The sequence below is a fragment of the Ruegeria sp. AA3 genome (assembly GCF_056542905.1).
Window position 1 is genome coordinate 426,965 of sequence record NZ_JBQGAQ010000002.1, and the last position, 16,513, is coordinate 443,477.

The window sequence follows — 16,513 nt, forward strand, 5'->3', positions numbered from 1 at the left end:
ATCGAAGTTACACTCGGAATTTTTGAGGGAGAACCATATCCATGAAAAACACAGTGAGGTCGGAATGCTGATGCGCGGATTGGAAAAACTGACAAGCGCAATCTCAGAGGTCATGGGCCGTATCGGTTGGTTCCTGATCCTGTATTGCATGGCATTTGGTGTGTCGGACGTGTTCATGCGCTACGTACTCAACGCACCTTCACAGTGGATTGGAACCACTTTGCAGGCAGCAATGGTATTGTTGGCCTGTACCGGAGGTGTTTACGCGCTGCAGCATGACAGCTTTGTCAAACTTGACCTGTTCTACGCAAATGCAAGCAAGCGATCAAAAGCGATCTTGGACGTCCTGACGGCGCCGATCGCTATTCTGTTTCTGGTCGCCTTGATCTGGAAGGGATACGAGGCCGCGTCATTGTCATTGATGCTCAACCAGAAAACTCCGACATCTATCCCGATCCCGATCTATCCAATCAAGTTTGCCATTCCGCTTAGCGGTGTAATGGTACTTTTGGTGGTCTTGAAACACTTGCTCCGCGATCTGCAAACGATCTTCGGGCGGGGCTAAGGCCGTTTGCCCGGATACACATAATTTCACGAAAACAAACTGATCCACTAACGAGGAGGAACTAACATGAAACCAAACAGGTTTATGCACACCACGATGTGGGCGGGCGCCTTTGCGGTGACCGCAAGCATAGCCGTCGCTCAGGACGGGCCGCCGGATGAAGTCACTGAATGGACTTTCCAGCCTGCATTTGACCAGACCGATGCTGGCTGGGACAACGGCCTGATCCCTTGGGTTGAAGCTGTTGAAAAAGCGACCGAAGGCACTGTTAAAATCCGCGTTGAGCCCGCCGGAGCACTGGTCAGTGGTGCAGAGGCCTTTGGCGCCGCCGCAGCTGGTTTGACCGACGGCTATGCCGGATGGGGCTCTGTCTATGGTGGCGATATGCCCGAAGGCATGCTGGCGTTTGGTATGGCTATGGGCGCCAACAACACCGAAGAAGCCTGGGAAGTGATGTGGGGCAACCCTGATTATCGCGTAGGCGACATCGTTCAGGAAGCGGCGCATGCCCGTAACCTGCATTGGGCTGGTTGGACCAACCAGGGCCCGAACGCGATGTTCACCAAGTTCCGCGTCGAAAAGATGGAAGATCTGGAAGGGCACAAAATGCGTGCCGGTGGCCCTCAGGCCATCTTCCACTCGACCATGGGCGGTGCGCCAGTCTCGATGAATGGTGGCGAAATCTATACGGCCATCAAACTGGGCACGATCGAAGGCACATACTGGGACACTGGCGGCATCGACGACATGTCGTTCCACGAAGTGATCGATTATGCGATCATGCCCGGCTGGAACCCTGCCCAGCATCAGGAAATCTTTATCAACCTGCAAAGCTGGAATGCCCTGACCGACTGGCAGCGCGAAAAGATCGATGGCGTCTTTGAAGAAACCTACTTCGAAACCAGCCGCATGCATGCGGAAGGCGTGGAAGAAGCGCTGCAGATCCTGCGTGATGCCGGTGGTGAAGTGATCGAGCTGAGCGACGAAGAAGTTGCTCGTATGCGCGAAAAGTCAATTGCCGAGGTGTGGCCGCAGGTTGCAGCTGCTTCGGATGGCAACGCCAAAGGCGTCGAAATCTTCAAGAAGTTCTTGGAAGACAAGGCAAACGCGCAATAATCCCGCGCCGCGTGAAAGCTCACGCATTGCTTAAAACGCTTCTGCTGGCCCGACTGTTGGGCCAGCAGATTAGATAGGCGCATGTCAGCGTTCGAAAGACTGCCGGCAAGCAACCTGACATAGACCGCGCGAACGGCCACTAGGTAAGGAAACTAAGGATCATGAGCCTCGAACTAATTACAGCGCTGTATTTCTTAATACTGTTTGGGATCCTTTTTATGGGCCTGCCGGTTGCGTTCGGTTTGGGTGGAACGGCAGTGCTGTTTGCCTTGGTTTTTGAACCCCGCGCGCTGCTTTCGGTACCAAGTGCCTTCTATTCAACACCTTGGAACTCGGTTTTGGTCACAGTTCCCCTATTCCTGTTTATGGGTTCACTAATAAGATTTTCTGGGATAGCCGAGACGGCCTATGATGCCGTGTACAAACTGATTGGCCATATTCACGGCGGTCTCGCCATGGGTACGGTACAGGTTTGTACGGTGTTTGCTGCCATCACCGGCATCACACCTCCGGCAACGACCACAATGGGTCAAATCGCTTACCCGTCAATGATGCGCTATAAATATGATCGCCGTATCGCGATTGGCTGTATCGCGGCTGGCGGTGCGTTGGGCGCACTGATCCCTCCCAGCGTTCCCTTCATCTTTTATGGTTTGCTGGCCAAGGTTTCGATCGGTGATCTGTTCATGGCAGGCCTCTTGCCGGGCCTGATGCTGGCGACATTCTATACGATCTATATCGGCGTACGCTGCAAAATTCAGCCTGAACTAGGCCCCGCGCTGCCTGCAGATCAGAAATTCACCCGCGCCGAAAAACTGACCGCAGTTCTCAGCATCTGGCCATTTGCACTACTGATCATCATCGTTCTGGGTGTCATCTGGGGCGGTATCGCAACCCCTGCCGAAGCAGCGGCATTTGGTGCGGCGGGTGCATTTGTCATCAACCTGATCTACGGAAAGCTGACCTGGGAAGTTTTGAAGGAATCGCTGGTTTCCACTTTAAAACTCAGCGGCATGGGCCTGTGGATCCTGATCGGTGCAACTGTCTATCTGAATGTGTTCAATACTCTGGGCAGCCAGGATTTGTTGACCAACCTGGTACTTTCCATGCCGGGCGGCAGCACAGGCATCCTGCTGATGATGATGCTGATCATCCTCGTTCTGGGTATGGTGATGGACGATTGGGCTATCATCATGCTGTGTACCCCGCTGTTCATTCCAATCATTGACGAGTTGGGAATCGACAAGCTGTGGTTTGGCGCACTGTTCATCGTGAACATCCAGATCGCCTATCTGACACCTCCGTTTGGTTTCGTGCTGTTCTGGATCAAAGGGGTGCTACCCAAAGATGTCAGCATGGGCGACGTCTACAACTCGGTTGGCCCGTTTGTTGTGCTGCAGTTTGTTGGTCTGACACTAATCTTCATCTTCCCGCAGATCGCAACCTGGCTGCCAAGCATCCTGAAATAACCCGGAGGTTCCGATGTATAACCATATCCTCGTTCCAGTCGCACCCGATCACATCAACGACTGCTCCTTGTCTCTGGATGCTGCAAGCCGTCTGCTGGCAGACGGAGGAACCGTATCGGTGCTATCGGTTCTCGAAGAACTTCCTTCGTATATCGGCTCGTACTTTCCTGCGGAACAGGTTCAGAAAAGCGTTTCAGAGTTTGAAGAAAGACTGGGCACAGCCGTGGAGGCTTCGAACATCAGTACGCATGTCGTGACTGGGCATCCCACAAATTCGATCCTCGATTGGGCTGAAAAGCACAAAGCGGATTGCATCATCGTGGCGTCGCATCAACCGGGTCTTTCGGACTATCTGATCGGCTCAACGGCTGCACGTGTTGTCCGGCATGCCCAATGCAGTGTTGTTGTGCTTCGTGGAAAATAGAACTGAAGACCAATAACCTGCCGCTTCTGCAGATTAACGATGGCTGGCCTATTTGGCCAGCCATTCCTTTTCAGAAGCCTTGCATCAGCATATCGACAGCAACGGTAATTTTTTCAAACTCGTCAACGAGATTCCCTACTGGCGATTTGAGTACCCCTGTCGGAACAGCCGCCATAAACTGGGTCACCATGACAACCGGCTCATCCATGATCATGAACTCTGGGTTAAGACGAGTTGCAGGTTTCGGCGCGTGCGGTTTCGGCAATAGGGGTACGACCACACGTGTGTTCAGATCGCTCAGAAGATCTGATTGGACATCCATCAAGAAGCCATCGCCAGAGGGGTTCGGAAACACATCGTATTTTGGCATCAGAACTGACGAAACCGCTCCAGAGGTAGTCCATGCTTTTCAACATAAGAGTTGGAGCTTTGCAGAGCTTCGGCGTTCTCCGCTTGCCATTGCTCTGCCTTGGCTGCCGCCACGGCTGCACGAACCCCCTCCTCCGCGGCCCGCGAAAGGTTCACTTTCAGTTTTCGAGCCTCGGTAAGCAAAGCGGGATCGAGCGACAGATTGGTCGGTTTCCGTGCTTGGACATTCATATAACCAACCTCCTCATAAGCAAATTTAACACCATATATTATGCGCGTCAAATTTGCGTATAAAAGCGCGCATCAATTTCAACATCAAACTGAGCGATTAGTCGGCAAAAATCGACCTGCTGCAGGCTTGAAGCTCAGGATTTTGGTTGTATTTGCGCTCGTGTCACCCTAATCACAGCCCTACCTCGGGGTGCGCGCGATACTGCGCTGAGATGTCCACTGGCAAACCCGTTGAACCTGAACCGGCTAGAACCGGCGGAGGGAAAGGTACAGGTTTTGTCCATCCTTACCCTCTCGCCGCATTGGAGGATGATATGAAACATCTGGCAATTGCTGCGGGAATACTGACTGCAACATCGGCTGTTGCAGCCGACAAACCACAGTTGACCGTTTATACATATGACAGCTTCGTCTCGGACTGGGGCCCTGGCCCGAAAGTCGAAGAAGCATTTGAGGCAGTTTGTGACTGTGACCTTAATCTTGTGGGTGTCGAAGACGGTGCCGCGCTGTTGTCACGCATCCGTCTTGAGGGTGAGAACACCGATGCAGATGTTGTGCTGGGGCTAGATACCAATCTGATCGCCGCCGCCAAGGAAACCGGCTTGTTTGCCCCTCATTCGGTAACCGCTGATTACGCGCTGCCAATCCAATGGACAGACGATACTTTCGTTCCTTTTGATTGGGGTTACTTTGCCTTTGTTCACAACGCTGATGCGTCAGCGCCCGCCAATTTTCGGGAACTGGCGGACAGCGAGGCTAAAATCATCATTCAAGACCCACGCTCATCTACCCCGGGTCTGGGCCTGCTATTGTGGGTCAAGTCGGCTTATGGTGATGAAGCCCCGGCAATCTGGGCCGACCTTTCCGACAACATCGTGACAGTGACCAAAGGCTGGTCCGAAGCTTATGGGCTGTTTCTCGATGGCGAGGCTGACATGGTGTTGAGCTACACAACATCTCCTGCCTATCATCTGATTGCCGAGGAAGATGCCAGCAAAGCAGCTGCAGCCTTTGACGAAGGCCATTATATGCAGATCGAAGTTGCGGCAAAATTGGCTGGCTCGGATCATTCAGAATTGGCCGACCAGTTTTTGGATTTCATGGTTTCCGACGCGTTCCAGCAGATCATCCCGACAACCAACTGGATGTATCCAGCCGTCACCCCGTCCTCGGGGCTGCCCGAAGGTTTTGACACTCTGGTCGTTCCTCAGAAATCTCTGATTATTGATCCCAGCGAGGCTGCAACCAAAAGAGATGAGGCATTGACGGAATGGCTGGGCGCACTCAGCCAGTAAGCTCATGGCCAGGTGTCTGCGCGGCGGTCCTTGTCGCCGCACTGATATTGGGAACTTTGGCCACCGTTGGCTTACGTGCCGAAACCAGCGGCGGATTCGATCCCTCTGATTGGGCGGCGCTGCGCTTTACGCTTTTGCAAGCAACGCTCTCTGCAGCGTTCAGTTCTATTTTGGCCATCCCAGTGGCACGCGCATTGGCGCGGCGGCGGTTTCGTGGACGACGGGTATTGATAGCGCTCTTGGGGGCGCCATTCATCCTCCCGGTGATCGTCGCGATATTGGGACTGCTACAGGTATTTGGCCGCTCTGGATGGATCTCGGATGTTTTGGGCGTATTTGGCCTTACCCCAATCCAAATTTACGGGTTGCATGGTGTCGTTCTGGCCCACGTGTTCTTCAATCTCCCTCTTGCAACGCGGTTGATTTTGCAAGGATGGCAGGAGGTTCCAGCAGAACGATTTCGTCTTGCCGCACAGCTTGGATGCGATGGGATAGCAATGTTTCGATTGATCGAATTGCCCATGCTGCGGCGCGTTTTGCCCGGCGTGCTGGCCGTTATCTTTGCCATCTGCCTGACCAGTTTTGCCGTTGCTCTAACATTAGGCGGCGGCCCACGCGCGACCACGATCGAACTCGCGATTTATCAGGCGTTTACATATGATTTCGACCTTGGCCGTGCAGCGCTGCTATCCGCGTTGCAACTGGCCCTGACCGCGGCTGCCGCACTGGCGGCCCTGAAGTTTTCGAGGGGGGACGGCTTTGGGGCGGGCCTCAACCGTGCAATCCGCCGTTGGGATGGTGGAACGCCTTTGTTGGACGCGTTTTGGATAATCGCCGCAGCAACATTCCTACTTTTGCCATTGGCATCTGTGGTGATTTCAGGCGCGTTGGGATTGTTCGAACTACCCACCCTAGTGTTTCGCGCAGCCGCAACTTCGATCCTCGTGGCCACCATCAGCACCATGCTTTTGTTGTTGCTCGCGGTGCCTATGGCTGTTTCTGCGGCGACCGGAAGGTACGGCATCGTTGAACTGTGCGGCATTCTCGGCCTCGCTGCATCACCACTGGTTATCGGCACCGGTCTGTTTATTCTGATCCGCCCTGTCGCCAATCCAGCTATGCTGGCCCTTCCCGTCACTGCACTGGTTAACGCCGTGATGGCCTTGCCTTTCGCGCTTCGAATACTCGTGCCCGCTGCGCGCGACACGGTAGTACGGCACAGACGTTTGGCCCTGTCTTTGGATATGAACAAACGCACATTTTTCACCCGCATCATAGTGATGCGTCTTCGCCCTCAAATCGGTTTTGCTGCAGGCTTGGCTGCTGCCCTGTCGATGGGTGACCTTGGCGTAATCGCATTGTTCGCTGATGCGCAGATCGCAACCCTTCCATTGCAGATTTATCGCCTTATGGGGGCCTACCAAATGCAAGGGGCTGCGGGCGGAGCGTTGTTGCTGCTTCTGCTTTCGATGGGTGTGTTTTGGATACTGGATCGCGGAGGGCGTTGGCATGCTGAAGCTTGATGAATGCATTATCTCGAACGGCAGCTTTCTGCTGAATGCCGATTTCGAAATCGAAACTGGAGCCAAGGTCGCGGTCATTGGCCCATCTGGCGCGGGGAAATCTACGTTGCTGGAAACCATTGCCGGATTTCGGGATTTGAAGGCCGGGCAGATGCACTGGAATGACCAAAGTCTGACCACACTGTCTCCGGGAAAAAGACCGTTTGCGATGCTGTTTCAGGACGGAAATTTGTTCCCGCATCTGACCGCGGCCCAAAATGTTGGCTTGGGCATCCGCCCGAATGGGCGCTTGTCAGATGAAGAAAAGGAAATGGTAAGGACGGCCTTGCATCGCGTTGGCCTACCGGAAATGGGAACCAGAAAACCTGCCGAATTGTCCGGAGGACAACAGAGCCGGGTCGCGTTAGCTAGAATATTAGTTCAAAAGCGAGATGTCTTGTTGCTGGACGAACCCTTTGCGGCCCTTGGTCCTGCGCTAAAGGCCGAGATGTTAGATCTGGTGGCGGATCTGGTGGCTGAGACCGGAACAACGCTGCTTATGGTCAGTCATGATCCTCAGGATGCGCTTCGGATAACCGAGCAAACGGTATTTATTACGGACCAGGTTGCACACGCACCTGTTGCAACCAAGCAGCTATTTGAAAATCCACCTCCAGCGCTGCGTGATTATCTGGGGTAGGCAAATTCATCGAGACAACCCTCAAGTAGATCTCGCACCTGCACATCCAGACCGGGCGCCTCTGACCCGCGCGGACCGGCAATGTTCAAGACTTCAACCGGATTTGTGCGCAACCAATCCCGCAGTTTTTGTTGGCAAAACTCCGTTCCCTGCCTGACATCGAGCACCAGGTAAGGCTTTCCGGCCTCCCTTGCAAAAACAACTGTTTGTTGCGTGCCAGGACTGTCTGAACCATTCACAACTATCAGCGTTGCATCGCTGGACTGAACGTTCAGCTTTGTCCGCTCGATCACTTCCGGTGAATGGGTCTCGACCAATCCAGCGTACTCAACAGGGATCAGACCGGCCTCGTTCGTTCTGCCTTTTGGGACCCAACCACCATAAAGGATTTGGTGCTTTCGTGCGAAACCCAGGGCAGCCAAATCAACGCCCGTTTGCCCACCCGCCACGATTTTGGAAACAGACATTCATTTCTGCCCTTTAGTTACGGTCTGATTATTCCGGTTCGGAACGGATCGCCCTCAGCAAAGATCAATGTGCTTTCAGCCATCACGTATGCTTGCCCGGTTAAACTTGGAACAACACCCCCAACCTGCCCGGGTTCATAGAACAACCGGTAGCTACTTCCGATCACACTCTCCTGCACAATCTCTTCTCCGGCTCGCAGCTGCCCACTGGCCGCCAGACAAGCCAAACGCGCCGAACTGCCAGTGCCGCAGGGTGAGCGGTCATAATCGTTATCAGGGCATAGAACAAAGTTTCGGCTGTGGACCCCTTTATTCGGAGACTTGCCTTGCAAAATAACATGGTCGACAGGCTCGCCATTCTCACCGCCAACACCATGGGAGATACAGGCTTCGCGGATAGCAATGGTAAAGTCAGTCAATGAACTGATGTTTGCAGGTTCAACAGACATTGGGCTCGGGTCGACAATAAAAAACCAATTGCCGCCATAAGCTACGTCTCCGGTCACTGACCCGTAGCCGTCGACATCAATAGTAACCGCCTGACGCACCCGGCGGCTTTCGATATTCGTAACCTCAACGGTGTTTGGGTCCTTCAGGTCAATCACCACTTCTCCTGCAGGGGTTTCGATCCGGTGCACACCGACTCCGATCCGACCCAAATGAGCCAGTGTCACACCCAGACCGATCGTGCCATGCCCGCACATCCCCAGCACCGCATCAGCGTCAAAATAGATAACGCCCGCGGCACAGGCCGGGTTTACGGGCTCCACAAGAAGTGCACCAACCATTCCGGGCTGGCCACGCGGCTCTAGCAGAATGGATTTGTAGAACTGCTCGTGCTGCATCGCCAATCGTTCTGCCCGCTCTGCCACCGACCCCGACCCCGACCCCAGATCGGGACCGCCATCCAGAATGACACGCGTGGGCATTCCTCCGGTATGGCTGTCGATCACATGCATTCAGCGATGACCCCACCCTGTTGGACCCAGTCGTTGAACCAGTCGCGGAAAAGTTCATACTGCTGTTCGCAATAGTTTCGCTGCGCGTCAGACAACTCGTCTTTTTCGTTGAAATGCAGACGGTATTCATCTTCACCATTCAGGACCAGAAGATGTTTATAGTACAGAACGAGGTCCGTACCTTCGTCAAAACTTGCCAATACGCCAAACGCCTCATCCAATTCGCGTGCGCGCAGGCGGGCTTCGGCGTGACCAGTCGCGGCTTTCTTGGCCAGTGCCGCCAGCAGCAGCGCCTCTTTCGGCAGCGCCGTGCCGATCCCAGTAATTGACCCCGTGGCTCCACAATTTACGAAACCGTGATAGACCTCGGTGTCTACACCGACCATTAACGTAACCTGATCGTCCTTAGACGTAATGAATTCGGCAGCATATCTCAGATCGTCTTTGCCTCCGAATTCTTTGAAACCGACCAGATTTGGATGTTCGGCCCGGAGTGCGAAAAACAAGTCAGCGCGGGTCGCAAAACCGTATACTGGGCTGTTATAGATAATCGCTGGAACGTCGGGTGCTGCTGATAAGATGGCTTTGAAATGGTTCTTTTGTGCCGCGATCGACGAGCCACGCGAAAGAACACGTGGAATAACCATCAGACCTGATGCGCCCACTTTCTGCGCATGAGCTGCATGCGCGACCGCTGATTTCGAGTTAATGGCACCTGTGCCAACAACCACAGGCAATCCAGCATCAACCAGCCTTTCAACGCCTTCCATCCTTTGCGCATCCGTTAGCAAAGGCCAATCGCCCATCGATCCACAATACACCACGGCAGACATGCCGGCGTCGATCATCTCTTTGCCCTTTTTGACCAAAGCATCGAAATCCGGAGCCCGATTAGGCAGGCAGGGTGTCATTAATGCAGGCATCGTGCCGGCAAAGATATTCTGTGTCATGTGCTTCTTCTTTTGTTCGGATTGAGAGTGCTCAAATTCTAATTCCGTCCCAACAACAACGCGGTTATCAAAACAAACCGTCACATCGGTTTCACTCGAGCGATACCCACAACACCTGGGCATCTTCTTTGCTGGTTGAGATGCATCCGTGCCCCATACTGCTGTCGTAATATAGTGAATCCCCAGCTTTCATGGGCAATGGTCGATAGTGTTCGGATACAAACGTCAACTCGCCGCTGATTACATACATGAACTCTTCGCCACTGTGCCTGATCCAAGTATCATACTCTGAAATATCTCTGGCTTTGATCGTCGCGATATAGGGAAGCATCCGCTTGCTTGTGAGCTCTGTGCACAGAAGCTCATGTAAATAGGTAGGTGTGTTCTTGATTTCACCCTCACCCTTGGCGGTGAAATCGCGTCGCCCTGATATGCCGGTCTGTCCTGACTGCAGGAACAGTTGAGGCGTGCTCATACCCAGTGCCTGTGTCAGCCTTCGCACGATGTCAAAACTAGGTCGCGTTTGATTGTTTTCAATTTTCGAAAGCGTGGATCGACCGATTCCCGCTGCCCGACCAGCCTCTTCCAAAGTCCAGCCTTTTTCACGACGCGCATCACGGATCGAGCGTCCTAGTACAGCTCCATCGCCCAATTCATCCATTCCAGAAGTATCATTTGGGTGGTCCTCAACCATATAATTCTCCCCTTTTTCTGAAGGTTAAAGGTTTCCACAACATCCTACAACTTTCCTGTTGCTAAATATTTGTTGCCTTATCGGTACATTCTCCACTATAGGAAACATAATTTCCTGTTTGGGGAGCATGGTCGATGGAGGAGATAATGTTCAATAAGTCGCTCATTGAAGCCGATCCGGTCATCGCGTCATCGATTGCGCGCGAAGGCAAACGTCAGGCTGAACAGATCGAACTGATCGCTTCTGAAAATATTGTCTCTCAGGCTGTGATCGATGCACAGGGTTCTGTGCTGACCAACAAATATGCCGAAGGCTATCCTGGCCGCCGCTATTATGGTGGATGCGAATATGTGGATGAAGTCGAGGCCGAAGCGATCGAACGGTTGAAACAATTGTTCGGTTGCGAGTATGCAAACGTCCAACCCCATTCGGGTGCACAGGCCAACGGGGCCGTCAAACTGGCGCTACTTAGCCCTGGCGATACCATCCTGGGTATGTCGCTGGATGCTGGTGGCCACCTGACTCACGGCGCAAAACCTGCCCAATCCGGCAAGTGGTTCCGTCCGGTCCAGTACGGACTGACCGAAGCCGGGCTGATTGATTATGATCAGGTTGAGGAACTTGCCAAAGCCGAAAAACCCCAACTGATCATTGCAGGCGCATCGGCCTATTCGCAAAAAATTGACTTTGCACGCTTCCGCGCCATCGCGGATGAAGTTGGTGCTTGGTTGCTGGCCGACATGGCCCACATAGCAGGGCTTGTCGCGACAGGTCTGCATCCTTCGCCAGTTGGCCACGCCCACGTTGTAACATCAACCACGCACAAAACCCTGCGTGGACCGCGTGGCGGGGTTATTCTGACCAACGACGAAGCGTTAGCAAAAAAGATGAACTCAGCCGTTTTCCCCGGCTTGCAGGGCGGCCCTCTGATGCACGTGATTGCAGGAAAAGCCGTTGCATTTGGAGAAGCACTGAAACCCGAATTCAAAGAGTATATGAAGCGTGTCGTGGATAGCGCGTCAGCATTGGCGAATGTAATGATAGCGCGCGGCTGCGATATCGTTTCTGGTGGAACCGAAAACCACCTGATGCTGGTCGACCTGCGCCCAATCGGCGTAACCGGAAAAGACGCTGAAGCTGCGCTGGAGCGTGCAGGCTTCACTTGCAACAAAAACAGCGTTCCGGGTGACCCCCAGAAACCGACGATCACCAGCGGCATTCGTTTGGGCACCGCAGCTGGCTGCAGCCGGGGTTTTGGTCCGGAAGAGTTCAAGCAGATCGGTCACCTGATCGGCAATGTATTGGACGCATTGGCCCAATCGCCGGACGGGGATAAGGCCGTCGAAAAGGAAACCCGCGAAAAAGTCCGCGCCCTTTGCGCAAGCCACCCGATCTACTGAGAGAAGACCAAATGACTTACGATCTTATTGTCATCGGGGGCGGACCAGGCGGCTATGTCGCCGCGATCCGCGCAGCTCAATTGGGCATGAAAGTAGCGTGCGTTGAGGGCCGTGGTGCGCTCGGCGGGACTTGTTTGAATGTGGGGTGCATACCCTCCAAAGCGTTGCTGACCTCCTCGGCCAAATATGCCGAACTTGCACATCTCTCCTCCCACGGTATTGCGGTCGAGGGGGCCAGCATCGATGTACCAGCGATGATGGGCCGCAAGGACAAGATCGTAGGCGACCTGACCAAAGGCATCGCGTTCCTGTTCAAGAAAAACGGCGTCGATCTGATCGAGGGGTGGGCCAGCATTCCCACCGCCGGGCAAGTTAAAGTTGGAGAAGATGTCCACACAGCCAAGAACATCCTGATTGCCACGGGCTCGGAACCCACACCATTGCCGGGAATCGAGATAGACGAGCAGGACATCCTCAGCTCAACAGGTGCGATCGCATTGGAGACGGTTCCCGAACATCTGGTGGTGATCGGTGCAGGCGTTATCGGTCTGGAGCTGGGGCAGGTCTGGGCACGTCTGGGCGCCAAGGTCACGGTGGTTGAATATCTGGATCGGGTGTTGCCCGGAATTGACGGTGAGATTGCCAAACTGGCGCAGCGCGCCCTGTCCAAACGTGGATTGAAGTTCCAATTGGGTCGGGCGTTGAAATCGGTCGACAAAACGGATGCAGGTCTGACCCTGACCGTGGATCGCGTTGGCAAGGACAAGGAAGAAGTGATTGAGGCCGACAAGGTGTTGATCGCTGTCGGTCGCCGCCCCGTCACCCGAGGGCTTGGCCTAGAGGGGCTGGGCGTGGTTGTGAACCAACGTGGCGTCATAGAGGTTGACAGTACATTCCAGACATCAGCGCCAGGCATTTACGCCATCGGTGACTGCATTCCCGGCCCAATGTTGGCACATAAAGCCGAAGAAGACGGTGTTGCCTGCGTTGAAATGCTGGCAGGCGAAGCCGGGCATGTCGATTACAACACCGTGCCGGGCGTTGTGTACACAGATCCCGAAGTCGCCTCGGTAGGATTGACCGAAGAAGCGCTGAAAGACGCCGGGGCCGAGTATTCCGTCGGCAAATTCGCCTTCATGGCGAACTCGCGCGCGCGCTCGACCGGAGAAACAGACGGTGCGGTGAAAGTACTGGCAGACACTAACGGCAAGATTCTGGGCGCGCATATCTGTGGCGCTCATGGTGGCGATCTGATCGCAGAATTGGTGTTGGCGATGACCAAGGAGGCAACCGTGTCCGAAGTTGCTGCAACCTGCCATGCGCACCCTGCGATGGGTGAGGCTGTCAAAGAAGCCTGCCTCGACGCCCTAGGCCGCGCGATTCACGCCTAAACCGGAGCCGCCAGATGACCATCCAGCTTCGTCCCCGTCACCCGGAAAAAGCCAAAAAGGCAGATAGCGTTATCCCACGCAAACCCAAGTGGATTCGCAAGAAAAAGGTACAAGGCCCCGAGTTTTATGAAACCCGCCGCCTGATGCGGGACCACGATCTCGTGACGGTCTGCGAAGAGGCAGCCTGCCCAAATATCGGTGAATGCTGGTCTAAGCGGCACGCTACCATGATGATTATGGGCGAAGTCTGCACGCGCGGCTGTTCATTCTGCAATGTCTCAACCGGGCGTCCCGATGCCCTGGATGTTTTCGAACCTGGTCGGGTGGCCGCAGCGGTGAAGAAACTGGGCTTGCGTCATGTCGTCATCACATCTGTTGATCGCGATGACCTAAACGATGGCGGGGCTGAGCATATTGCACAGACAATCCGTGCGGTCCGCCATCAGAACCCTATCACAACGATCGAGGTTCTGACCCCCGATTTTCTGGGTAAGGGAGAAGCTGCAGAAGTGGTGTTTGAGGCTGCTCCGGATGTGTTCAACCACAATCTTGAGACTGTTCCGCACCTCTACCCAACTGTACGCCCGGGTGCGCGTTACTATACTTCGCTACGGTTGCTGGACGATGCCAAACGCGCAAATCCCGAAGTTTTCACCAAATCCGGATTGATGGTTGGATTAGGTGAAACACTGAATGATGTCCGACAAGTCATGGATGATCTGCGTGCTGCAAACGTCGATTTCTTGACAGTCGGTCAATACCTGCAGCCGACGCCGAAACATCACCCGATCGACCGATTCTGGACTCCGGAAGAATTCGCCCAACTGGAACAAATCGCGCGTTCCAAGGGCTTTTTGCACGTGTCAGCAACCCCGCTGACCCGTTCGTCGTTCCACGCGGACGAAGACTTTGCCGCCCTTAAGCAAGCCCGCCAGCGGGCCATCGCAAACAGGGCATAAACCTGACGCAAATGGGAGGGAAACCATGGAAGCGTTAAATTCAATCGTAGGGGCTATTAATAGCGTCGTGTGGGGGCCGCTAATGCTGGTCCTCATCCTCGGCGTTGGCTTCTTCCTGCAGGTGGGGCTGAAGTTCATGCCGATCCTGCGCATCGGCACAGGCTTCAGCCTGCTGTTTAAAGGCCGTGAAGGTCAGGGCGAAGGGCAGATCAGCCCGTTCAACGCGCTGATGACCTCGCTGTCGGCGACAATCGGTACGGGTAACATCGCCGGTGTGGCCACTGCTGTCTTCCTGGGCGGTCCGGGCGCCTTGTTCTGGATGTGGATGACCGCCCTGGTGGGCATGGCCACCAAATATGCAGAAGCTGTCTGCGCCGTGAAATACCGCGAGAAAGACGAGTTGGGCAACTATGTCGGCGGTCCGATGTACTACATCAAAAACGGTCTGGGTGCGAAATGGGCCTGGCTGGGCGTTGCGTTCGCTCTGTTCGGAGCTGTCGCAGCCTTTGGCATCGGTAACGGTGTACAGGCCAACGGTGTCGCCCAGGTTCTGGAAGCGAATTTCGGTTTCAACACCTCAGTCACCGGTGTTGTTCTGATGGTTCTGACAGCCGCCGTGATCTTGGGCGGCATCACCCGGATCGGCGCAGTTGCCGGTAAGTTGGTTCCGTTCATGGCAATCGCCTACATCATCGCGGGCTTGCTGGTACTGCTGATCAACATCGGCAACATCGGACATGCGCTGTCACTGGTCTTCACCTACGCCTTCACCCCCTCGGCCGCCGAAGGTGGTTTCGCGGGTGCCGCTGTTTGGGCTGCGATCCGCTTTGGTGTGGCACGTGGTGTCTTCTCGAACGAAGCGGGTCTGGGTTCCGCTCCGATCGCGCACGCCGCAGCCGAGACCAAAGGTCCGGTCAACCAGGGCCTGATCGCGATGCTGGGGACGTTCATCGACACTATCATCGTTTGCTCGATCACCGGTCTGGCGATCATCTCGTCGGGTGCATGGACGTCTGGTGAATCCGGTGCCGCTCTGACCAGCCACGCGTTCGAGCTATCATTGCCGGGGATCGGTGGATATCTGATCGCCATCGCTCTGTCGATCTTTGCCTTCACCACCATCTTGGGCTGGTCGTTCTACGGCGAAAAATGTGTCGAGTTCCTGCTTGGCGTCAAATCGCTGATGCCTTACCGCGTCCTGTGGATCGTCATGATCTATTTCGGAGCGACCGCGGATCTAGGCTTCATCTGGCTGCTTGCCGATACGCTGAACGCCATGATGGCTATCCCGAACCTGATCGCCCTGGCGCTGCTGAGCCCGATCGTCATCAAGCTGACGAAAGAGTTCTTCGCTTCGGGTGGCAAGTCCGAAGAGCCAGGTGGCACACCAGCCGAATAAACCTGGATAAACATACCCCGGGGGCCAGAGTGGCCCCCGGGCTTTGAAACAGATTTCTATATCTCGAGGAGAGACGTGATGGCCACGAAAATCCTGCTGCCAATTGATCACACCGACGACCGCTCATGGAAGAACGCCCTGCCGCTCGCGCTGGAACAGGCAAAATTCTATGGTGCTGAATTGCACGCAGTGGCCGTTATCCCCGAGATCATCCAGCTCCCTAACCTGCCTGCCAACTATGGTGCGGGTGCCAAAGAGCATGTACGCAACGCGATTCAGGCCATTCTGGATCACGGCAATGCCGGTGACGTTCCGGTACATGTCGAAGAAGGCAGCGTCTACCGCGAAATCCTGAAGCTTGCGTACAAGGAAGGCTTCGATCTGATCGTCATGGCATCGACCAAAGGCGATTTCCCGAATTATGAGATTGGCCCGAACCTGTCACGTGTCGTGCGTAACGCGCATTGCACTGTAACAGTCGTTCGTGACCAATCCCGCTGATTAGAAAGGCTCTGGCTATGGGCGAGATTAAACGCACGCCTCTTCACGCTTTGCATGTTGAGTTGGGTGGTAAGTTGGTTGATTTTGCTGGGTGGGAGATGCCTGTTCAGTATCCATTGGGG

The 16,513-nt window shown here is 54.6% G+C and carries 18 protein-coding genes and 1 riboswitch; of the genes, 12 read left to right on the plus strand and 6 right to left on the minus strand.

Going from position 1 to position 16,513, the window contains the following annotated elements; all coding sequences use genetic code 11:
* Positions 1-70: 70 nt before the first annotated feature.
* The 4 genes from ACR0JR_RS06445 (at position 71) to ACR0JR_RS06460 (ending at position 3,574) form a co-directional block, all read left to right on the plus strand.
* On the plus strand, positions 71-565 hold the full coding sequence (locus ACR0JR_RS06445) for a TRAP transporter small permease subunit (RefSeq protein ID WP_170475351.1): 495 nt from the start codon (positions 71-73) through the stop codon (positions 563-565).
* A gap of 66 nt (positions 566-631) precedes the next feature.
* Positions 632-1,681 carry a TRAP transporter substrate-binding protein gene (locus ACR0JR_RS06450; RefSeq protein ID WP_010441629.1) on the plus strand — a complete coding sequence of 350 codons (1,050 nt, stop codon included), beginning with the start codon at positions 632-634 and terminating at the stop codon, positions 1,679-1,681.
* Positions 1,682-1,842: 161 nt separating this feature from the next.
* The gene (locus ACR0JR_RS06455; RefSeq protein WP_010441630.1) at positions 1,843-3,150 is read left to right on the plus strand and encodes a TRAP transporter large permease; all 1,308 of its coding nucleotides are present in this window, start codon (positions 1,843-1,845) and stop codon (positions 3,148-3,150) included.
* A 13-nt stretch (positions 3,151-3,163) separates the two neighbouring features.
* On the plus strand, positions 3,164-3,574 hold the full coding sequence (locus tag ACR0JR_RS06460) for a universal stress protein (protein ID WP_010441631.1): 411 nt from the start codon (positions 3,164-3,166) through the stop codon (positions 3,572-3,574).
* A gap of 70 nt (positions 3,575-3,644) precedes the next feature.
* Here ACR0JR_RS06460 and ACR0JR_RS06465 read toward each other — a convergent pair whose 3' ends face one another.
* Both ACR0JR_RS06465 and ACR0JR_RS06470 read right to left on the minus strand, forming a co-directional pair.
* The gene (locus ACR0JR_RS06465; protein WP_480455482.1) at positions 3,645-3,944 is read right to left on the minus strand and encodes a CcdB family protein; all 300 of its coding nucleotides are present in this window, start codon (positions 3,942-3,944) and stop codon (positions 3,645-3,647) included.
* Positions 3,944-4,174 (minus strand): type II toxin-antitoxin system CcdA family antitoxin, encoded by a 231-nt coding sequence (locus tag ACR0JR_RS06470; RefSeq protein WP_170543922.1) that lies wholly within the window; start codon positions 4,172-4,174, stop codon positions 3,944-3,946. Before ACR0JR_RS06470 ends, ACR0JR_RS06465 begins: the two co-directional genes overlap by 1 nt.
* Before the next feature lie 176 nt (positions 4,175-4,350).
* Positions 4,351-4,456: riboswitch (TPP riboswitch) on the plus strand.
* A gap of 32 nt (positions 4,457-4,488) precedes the next feature.
* Here ACR0JR_RS06470 and thiB point away from each other — a divergent pair.
* Genes thiB through ACR0JR_RS06485 form a run of 3 tightly spaced genes read left to right on the plus strand, consistent with a single transcriptional unit; the run spans position 4,489 to position 7,671 of the window.
* Complete coding sequence (gene thiB, locus ACR0JR_RS06475; RefSeq protein ID WP_480455483.1) at positions 4,489-5,469, plus strand: thiamine ABC transporter substrate binding subunit; 981 nt, start codon at positions 4,489-4,491, stop codon at positions 5,467-5,469.
* Positions 5,445-6,992 carry an ABC transporter permease family protein gene (locus ACR0JR_RS06480; RefSeq protein ID WP_480455484.1) on the plus strand — a complete coding sequence of 516 codons (1,548 nt, stop codon included), beginning with the start codon at positions 5,445-5,447 and terminating at the stop codon, positions 6,990-6,992. The genes thiB and ACR0JR_RS06480 overlap by 25 nt, the downstream gene beginning before the upstream one ends.
* The gene (locus tag ACR0JR_RS06485; RefSeq protein ID WP_170780539.1) at positions 6,979-7,671 is read left to right on the plus strand and encodes an ATP-binding cassette domain-containing protein; all 693 of its coding nucleotides are present in this window, start codon (positions 6,979-6,981) and stop codon (positions 7,669-7,671) included. The genes ACR0JR_RS06480 and ACR0JR_RS06485 overlap by 14 nt, the downstream gene beginning before the upstream one ends.
* On the opposite strand, the gene ACR0JR_RS06490 is transcribed toward ACR0JR_RS06485, so the two are convergent.
* The 4 genes from ACR0JR_RS06490 to ACR0JR_RS06505 form a co-directional block, all read right to left on the minus strand.
* The gene (locus ACR0JR_RS06490) at positions 7,659-8,138 is read right to left on the minus strand and encodes a putative molybdenum carrier protein (protein ID WP_480455485.1); all 480 of its coding nucleotides are present in this window, start codon (positions 8,136-8,138) and stop codon (positions 7,659-7,661) included. The genes ACR0JR_RS06485 and ACR0JR_RS06490 overlap by 13 nt on opposite strands.
* A 17-nt stretch (positions 8,139-8,155) precedes the next feature.
* The gene (locus ACR0JR_RS06495) at positions 8,156-9,097 is read right to left on the minus strand and encodes a 4-hydroxyproline epimerase (protein ID WP_480455486.1); all 942 of its coding nucleotides are present in this window, start codon (positions 9,095-9,097) and stop codon (positions 8,156-8,158) included.
* Positions 9,088-10,047, minus strand: coding sequence for a dihydrodipicolinate synthase family protein (locus ACR0JR_RS06500; RefSeq protein ID WP_480455487.1), 960 nt, complete (start codon positions 10,045-10,047; stop codon positions 9,088-9,090). The genes ACR0JR_RS06495 and ACR0JR_RS06500 overlap by 10 nt, the downstream gene beginning before the upstream one ends.
* Before the next feature lie 91 nt (positions 10,048-10,138).
* Complete coding sequence (locus tag ACR0JR_RS06505) at positions 10,139-10,741, minus strand: helix-turn-helix domain-containing protein (protein ID WP_480455488.1); 603 nt, start codon at positions 10,739-10,741, stop codon at positions 10,139-10,141.
* A gap of 146 nt (positions 10,742-10,887) precedes the next feature.
* Between ACR0JR_RS06505 and glyA the strand changes: the two genes are divergently transcribed.
* The 5 genes from glyA (at position 10,888) to ACR0JR_RS06530 (ending at position 16,391) form a co-directional block, all read left to right on the plus strand.
* A complete protein-coding gene (glyA, locus tag ACR0JR_RS06510; protein WP_480455489.1) occupies positions 10,888-12,141 on the plus strand; it encodes a serine hydroxymethyltransferase in 1,254 nt (417 codons plus the stop codon).
* 11 nt (positions 12,142-12,152) lie between these two features.
* On the plus strand, positions 12,153-13,532 hold the full coding sequence (gene lpdA / locus ACR0JR_RS06515; protein ID WP_480455490.1) for a dihydrolipoyl dehydrogenase: 1,380 nt from the start codon (positions 12,153-12,155) through the stop codon (positions 13,530-13,532).
* A 14-nt stretch (positions 13,533-13,546) separates the two neighbouring features.
* Positions 13,547-14,491, plus strand: a complete 945-nt coding sequence (gene lipA, locus ACR0JR_RS06520; RefSeq protein WP_480455491.1) for a lipoyl synthase — start codon at positions 13,547-13,549, stop codon at positions 14,489-14,491.
* A gap of 25 nt (positions 14,492-14,516) precedes the next feature.
* A complete protein-coding gene (locus ACR0JR_RS06525) occupies positions 14,517-15,890 on the plus strand; it encodes an alanine/glycine:cation symporter family protein (RefSeq protein WP_029621957.1) in 1,374 nt (457 codons plus the stop codon).
* 78 nt (positions 15,891-15,968) lie between these two features.
* Positions 15,969-16,391, plus strand: a complete 423-nt coding sequence (locus ACR0JR_RS06530) for a universal stress protein (RefSeq protein WP_010441645.1) — start codon at positions 15,969-15,971, stop codon at positions 16,389-16,391.
* Positions 16,392-16,513: the final 122 nt, after the last annotated feature.

Coding starts and splice junctions, on each gene's coding strand:
- ACR0JR_RS06445 (WP_170475351.1), top strand. CDS start 71: ATGCGCGGATTGGAAAAACTGACAAGCGCAATCTCAGAGGTCATGGGC.
- ACR0JR_RS06450 (WP_010441629.1), top strand. CDS start 632: ATGAAACCAAACAGGTTTATGCACACCACGATGTGGGCGGGCGCCTTT.
- ACR0JR_RS06455 (WP_010441630.1), top strand. CDS start 1,843: ATGAGCCTCGAACTAATTACAGCGCTGTATTTCTTAATACTGTTTGGG.
- ACR0JR_RS06460 (WP_010441631.1), top strand. CDS start 3,164: ATGTATAACCATATCCTCGTTCCAGTCGCACCCGATCACATCAACGAC.
- ACR0JR_RS06465 (WP_480455482.1), bottom strand. CDS start 3,944: ATGCCAAAATACGATGTGTTTCCGAACCCCTCTGGCGATGGCTTCTTG.
- ACR0JR_RS06470 (WP_170543922.1), bottom strand. CDS start 4,174: ATGAATGTCCAAGCACGGAAACCGACCAATCTGTCGCTCGATCCCGCT.
- thiB (WP_480455483.1), top strand. CDS start 4,489: ATGAAACATCTGGCAATTGCTGCGGGAATACTGACTGCAACATCGGCT.
- ACR0JR_RS06480 (WP_480455484.1), top strand. CDS start 5,445: ATGGCTGGGCGCACTCAGCCAGTAAGCTCATGGCCAGGTGTCTGCGCG.
- ACR0JR_RS06485 (WP_170780539.1), top strand. CDS start 6,979: ATGCTGAAGCTTGATGAATGCATTATCTCGAACGGCAGCTTTCTGCTG.
- ACR0JR_RS06490 (WP_480455485.1), bottom strand. CDS start 8,138: ATGTCTGTTTCCAAAATCGTGGCGGGTGGGCAAACGGGCGTTGATTTG.
- ACR0JR_RS06495 (WP_480455486.1), bottom strand. CDS start 9,097: ATGCATGTGATCGACAGCCATACCGGAGGAATGCCCACGCGTGTCATT.
- ACR0JR_RS06500 (WP_480455487.1), bottom strand. CDS start 10,047: ATGACACAGAATATCTTTGCCGGCACGATGCCTGCATTAATGACACCC.
- ACR0JR_RS06505 (WP_480455488.1), bottom strand. CDS start 10,741: ATGGTTGAGGACCACCCAAATGATACTTCTGGAATGGATGAATTGGGC.
- glyA (WP_480455489.1), top strand. CDS start 10,888: ATGTTCAATAAGTCGCTCATTGAAGCCGATCCGGTCATCGCGTCATCG.
- lpdA (WP_480455490.1), top strand. CDS start 12,153: ATGACTTACGATCTTATTGTCATCGGGGGCGGACCAGGCGGCTATGTC.
- lipA (WP_480455491.1), top strand. CDS start 13,547: ATGACCATCCAGCTTCGTCCCCGTCACCCGGAAAAAGCCAAAAAGGCA.
- ACR0JR_RS06525 (WP_029621957.1), top strand. CDS start 14,517: ATGGAAGCGTTAAATTCAATCGTAGGGGCTATTAATAGCGTCGTGTGG.
- ACR0JR_RS06530 (WP_010441645.1), top strand. CDS start 15,969: ATGGCCACGAAAATCCTGCTGCCAATTGATCACACCGACGACCGCTCA.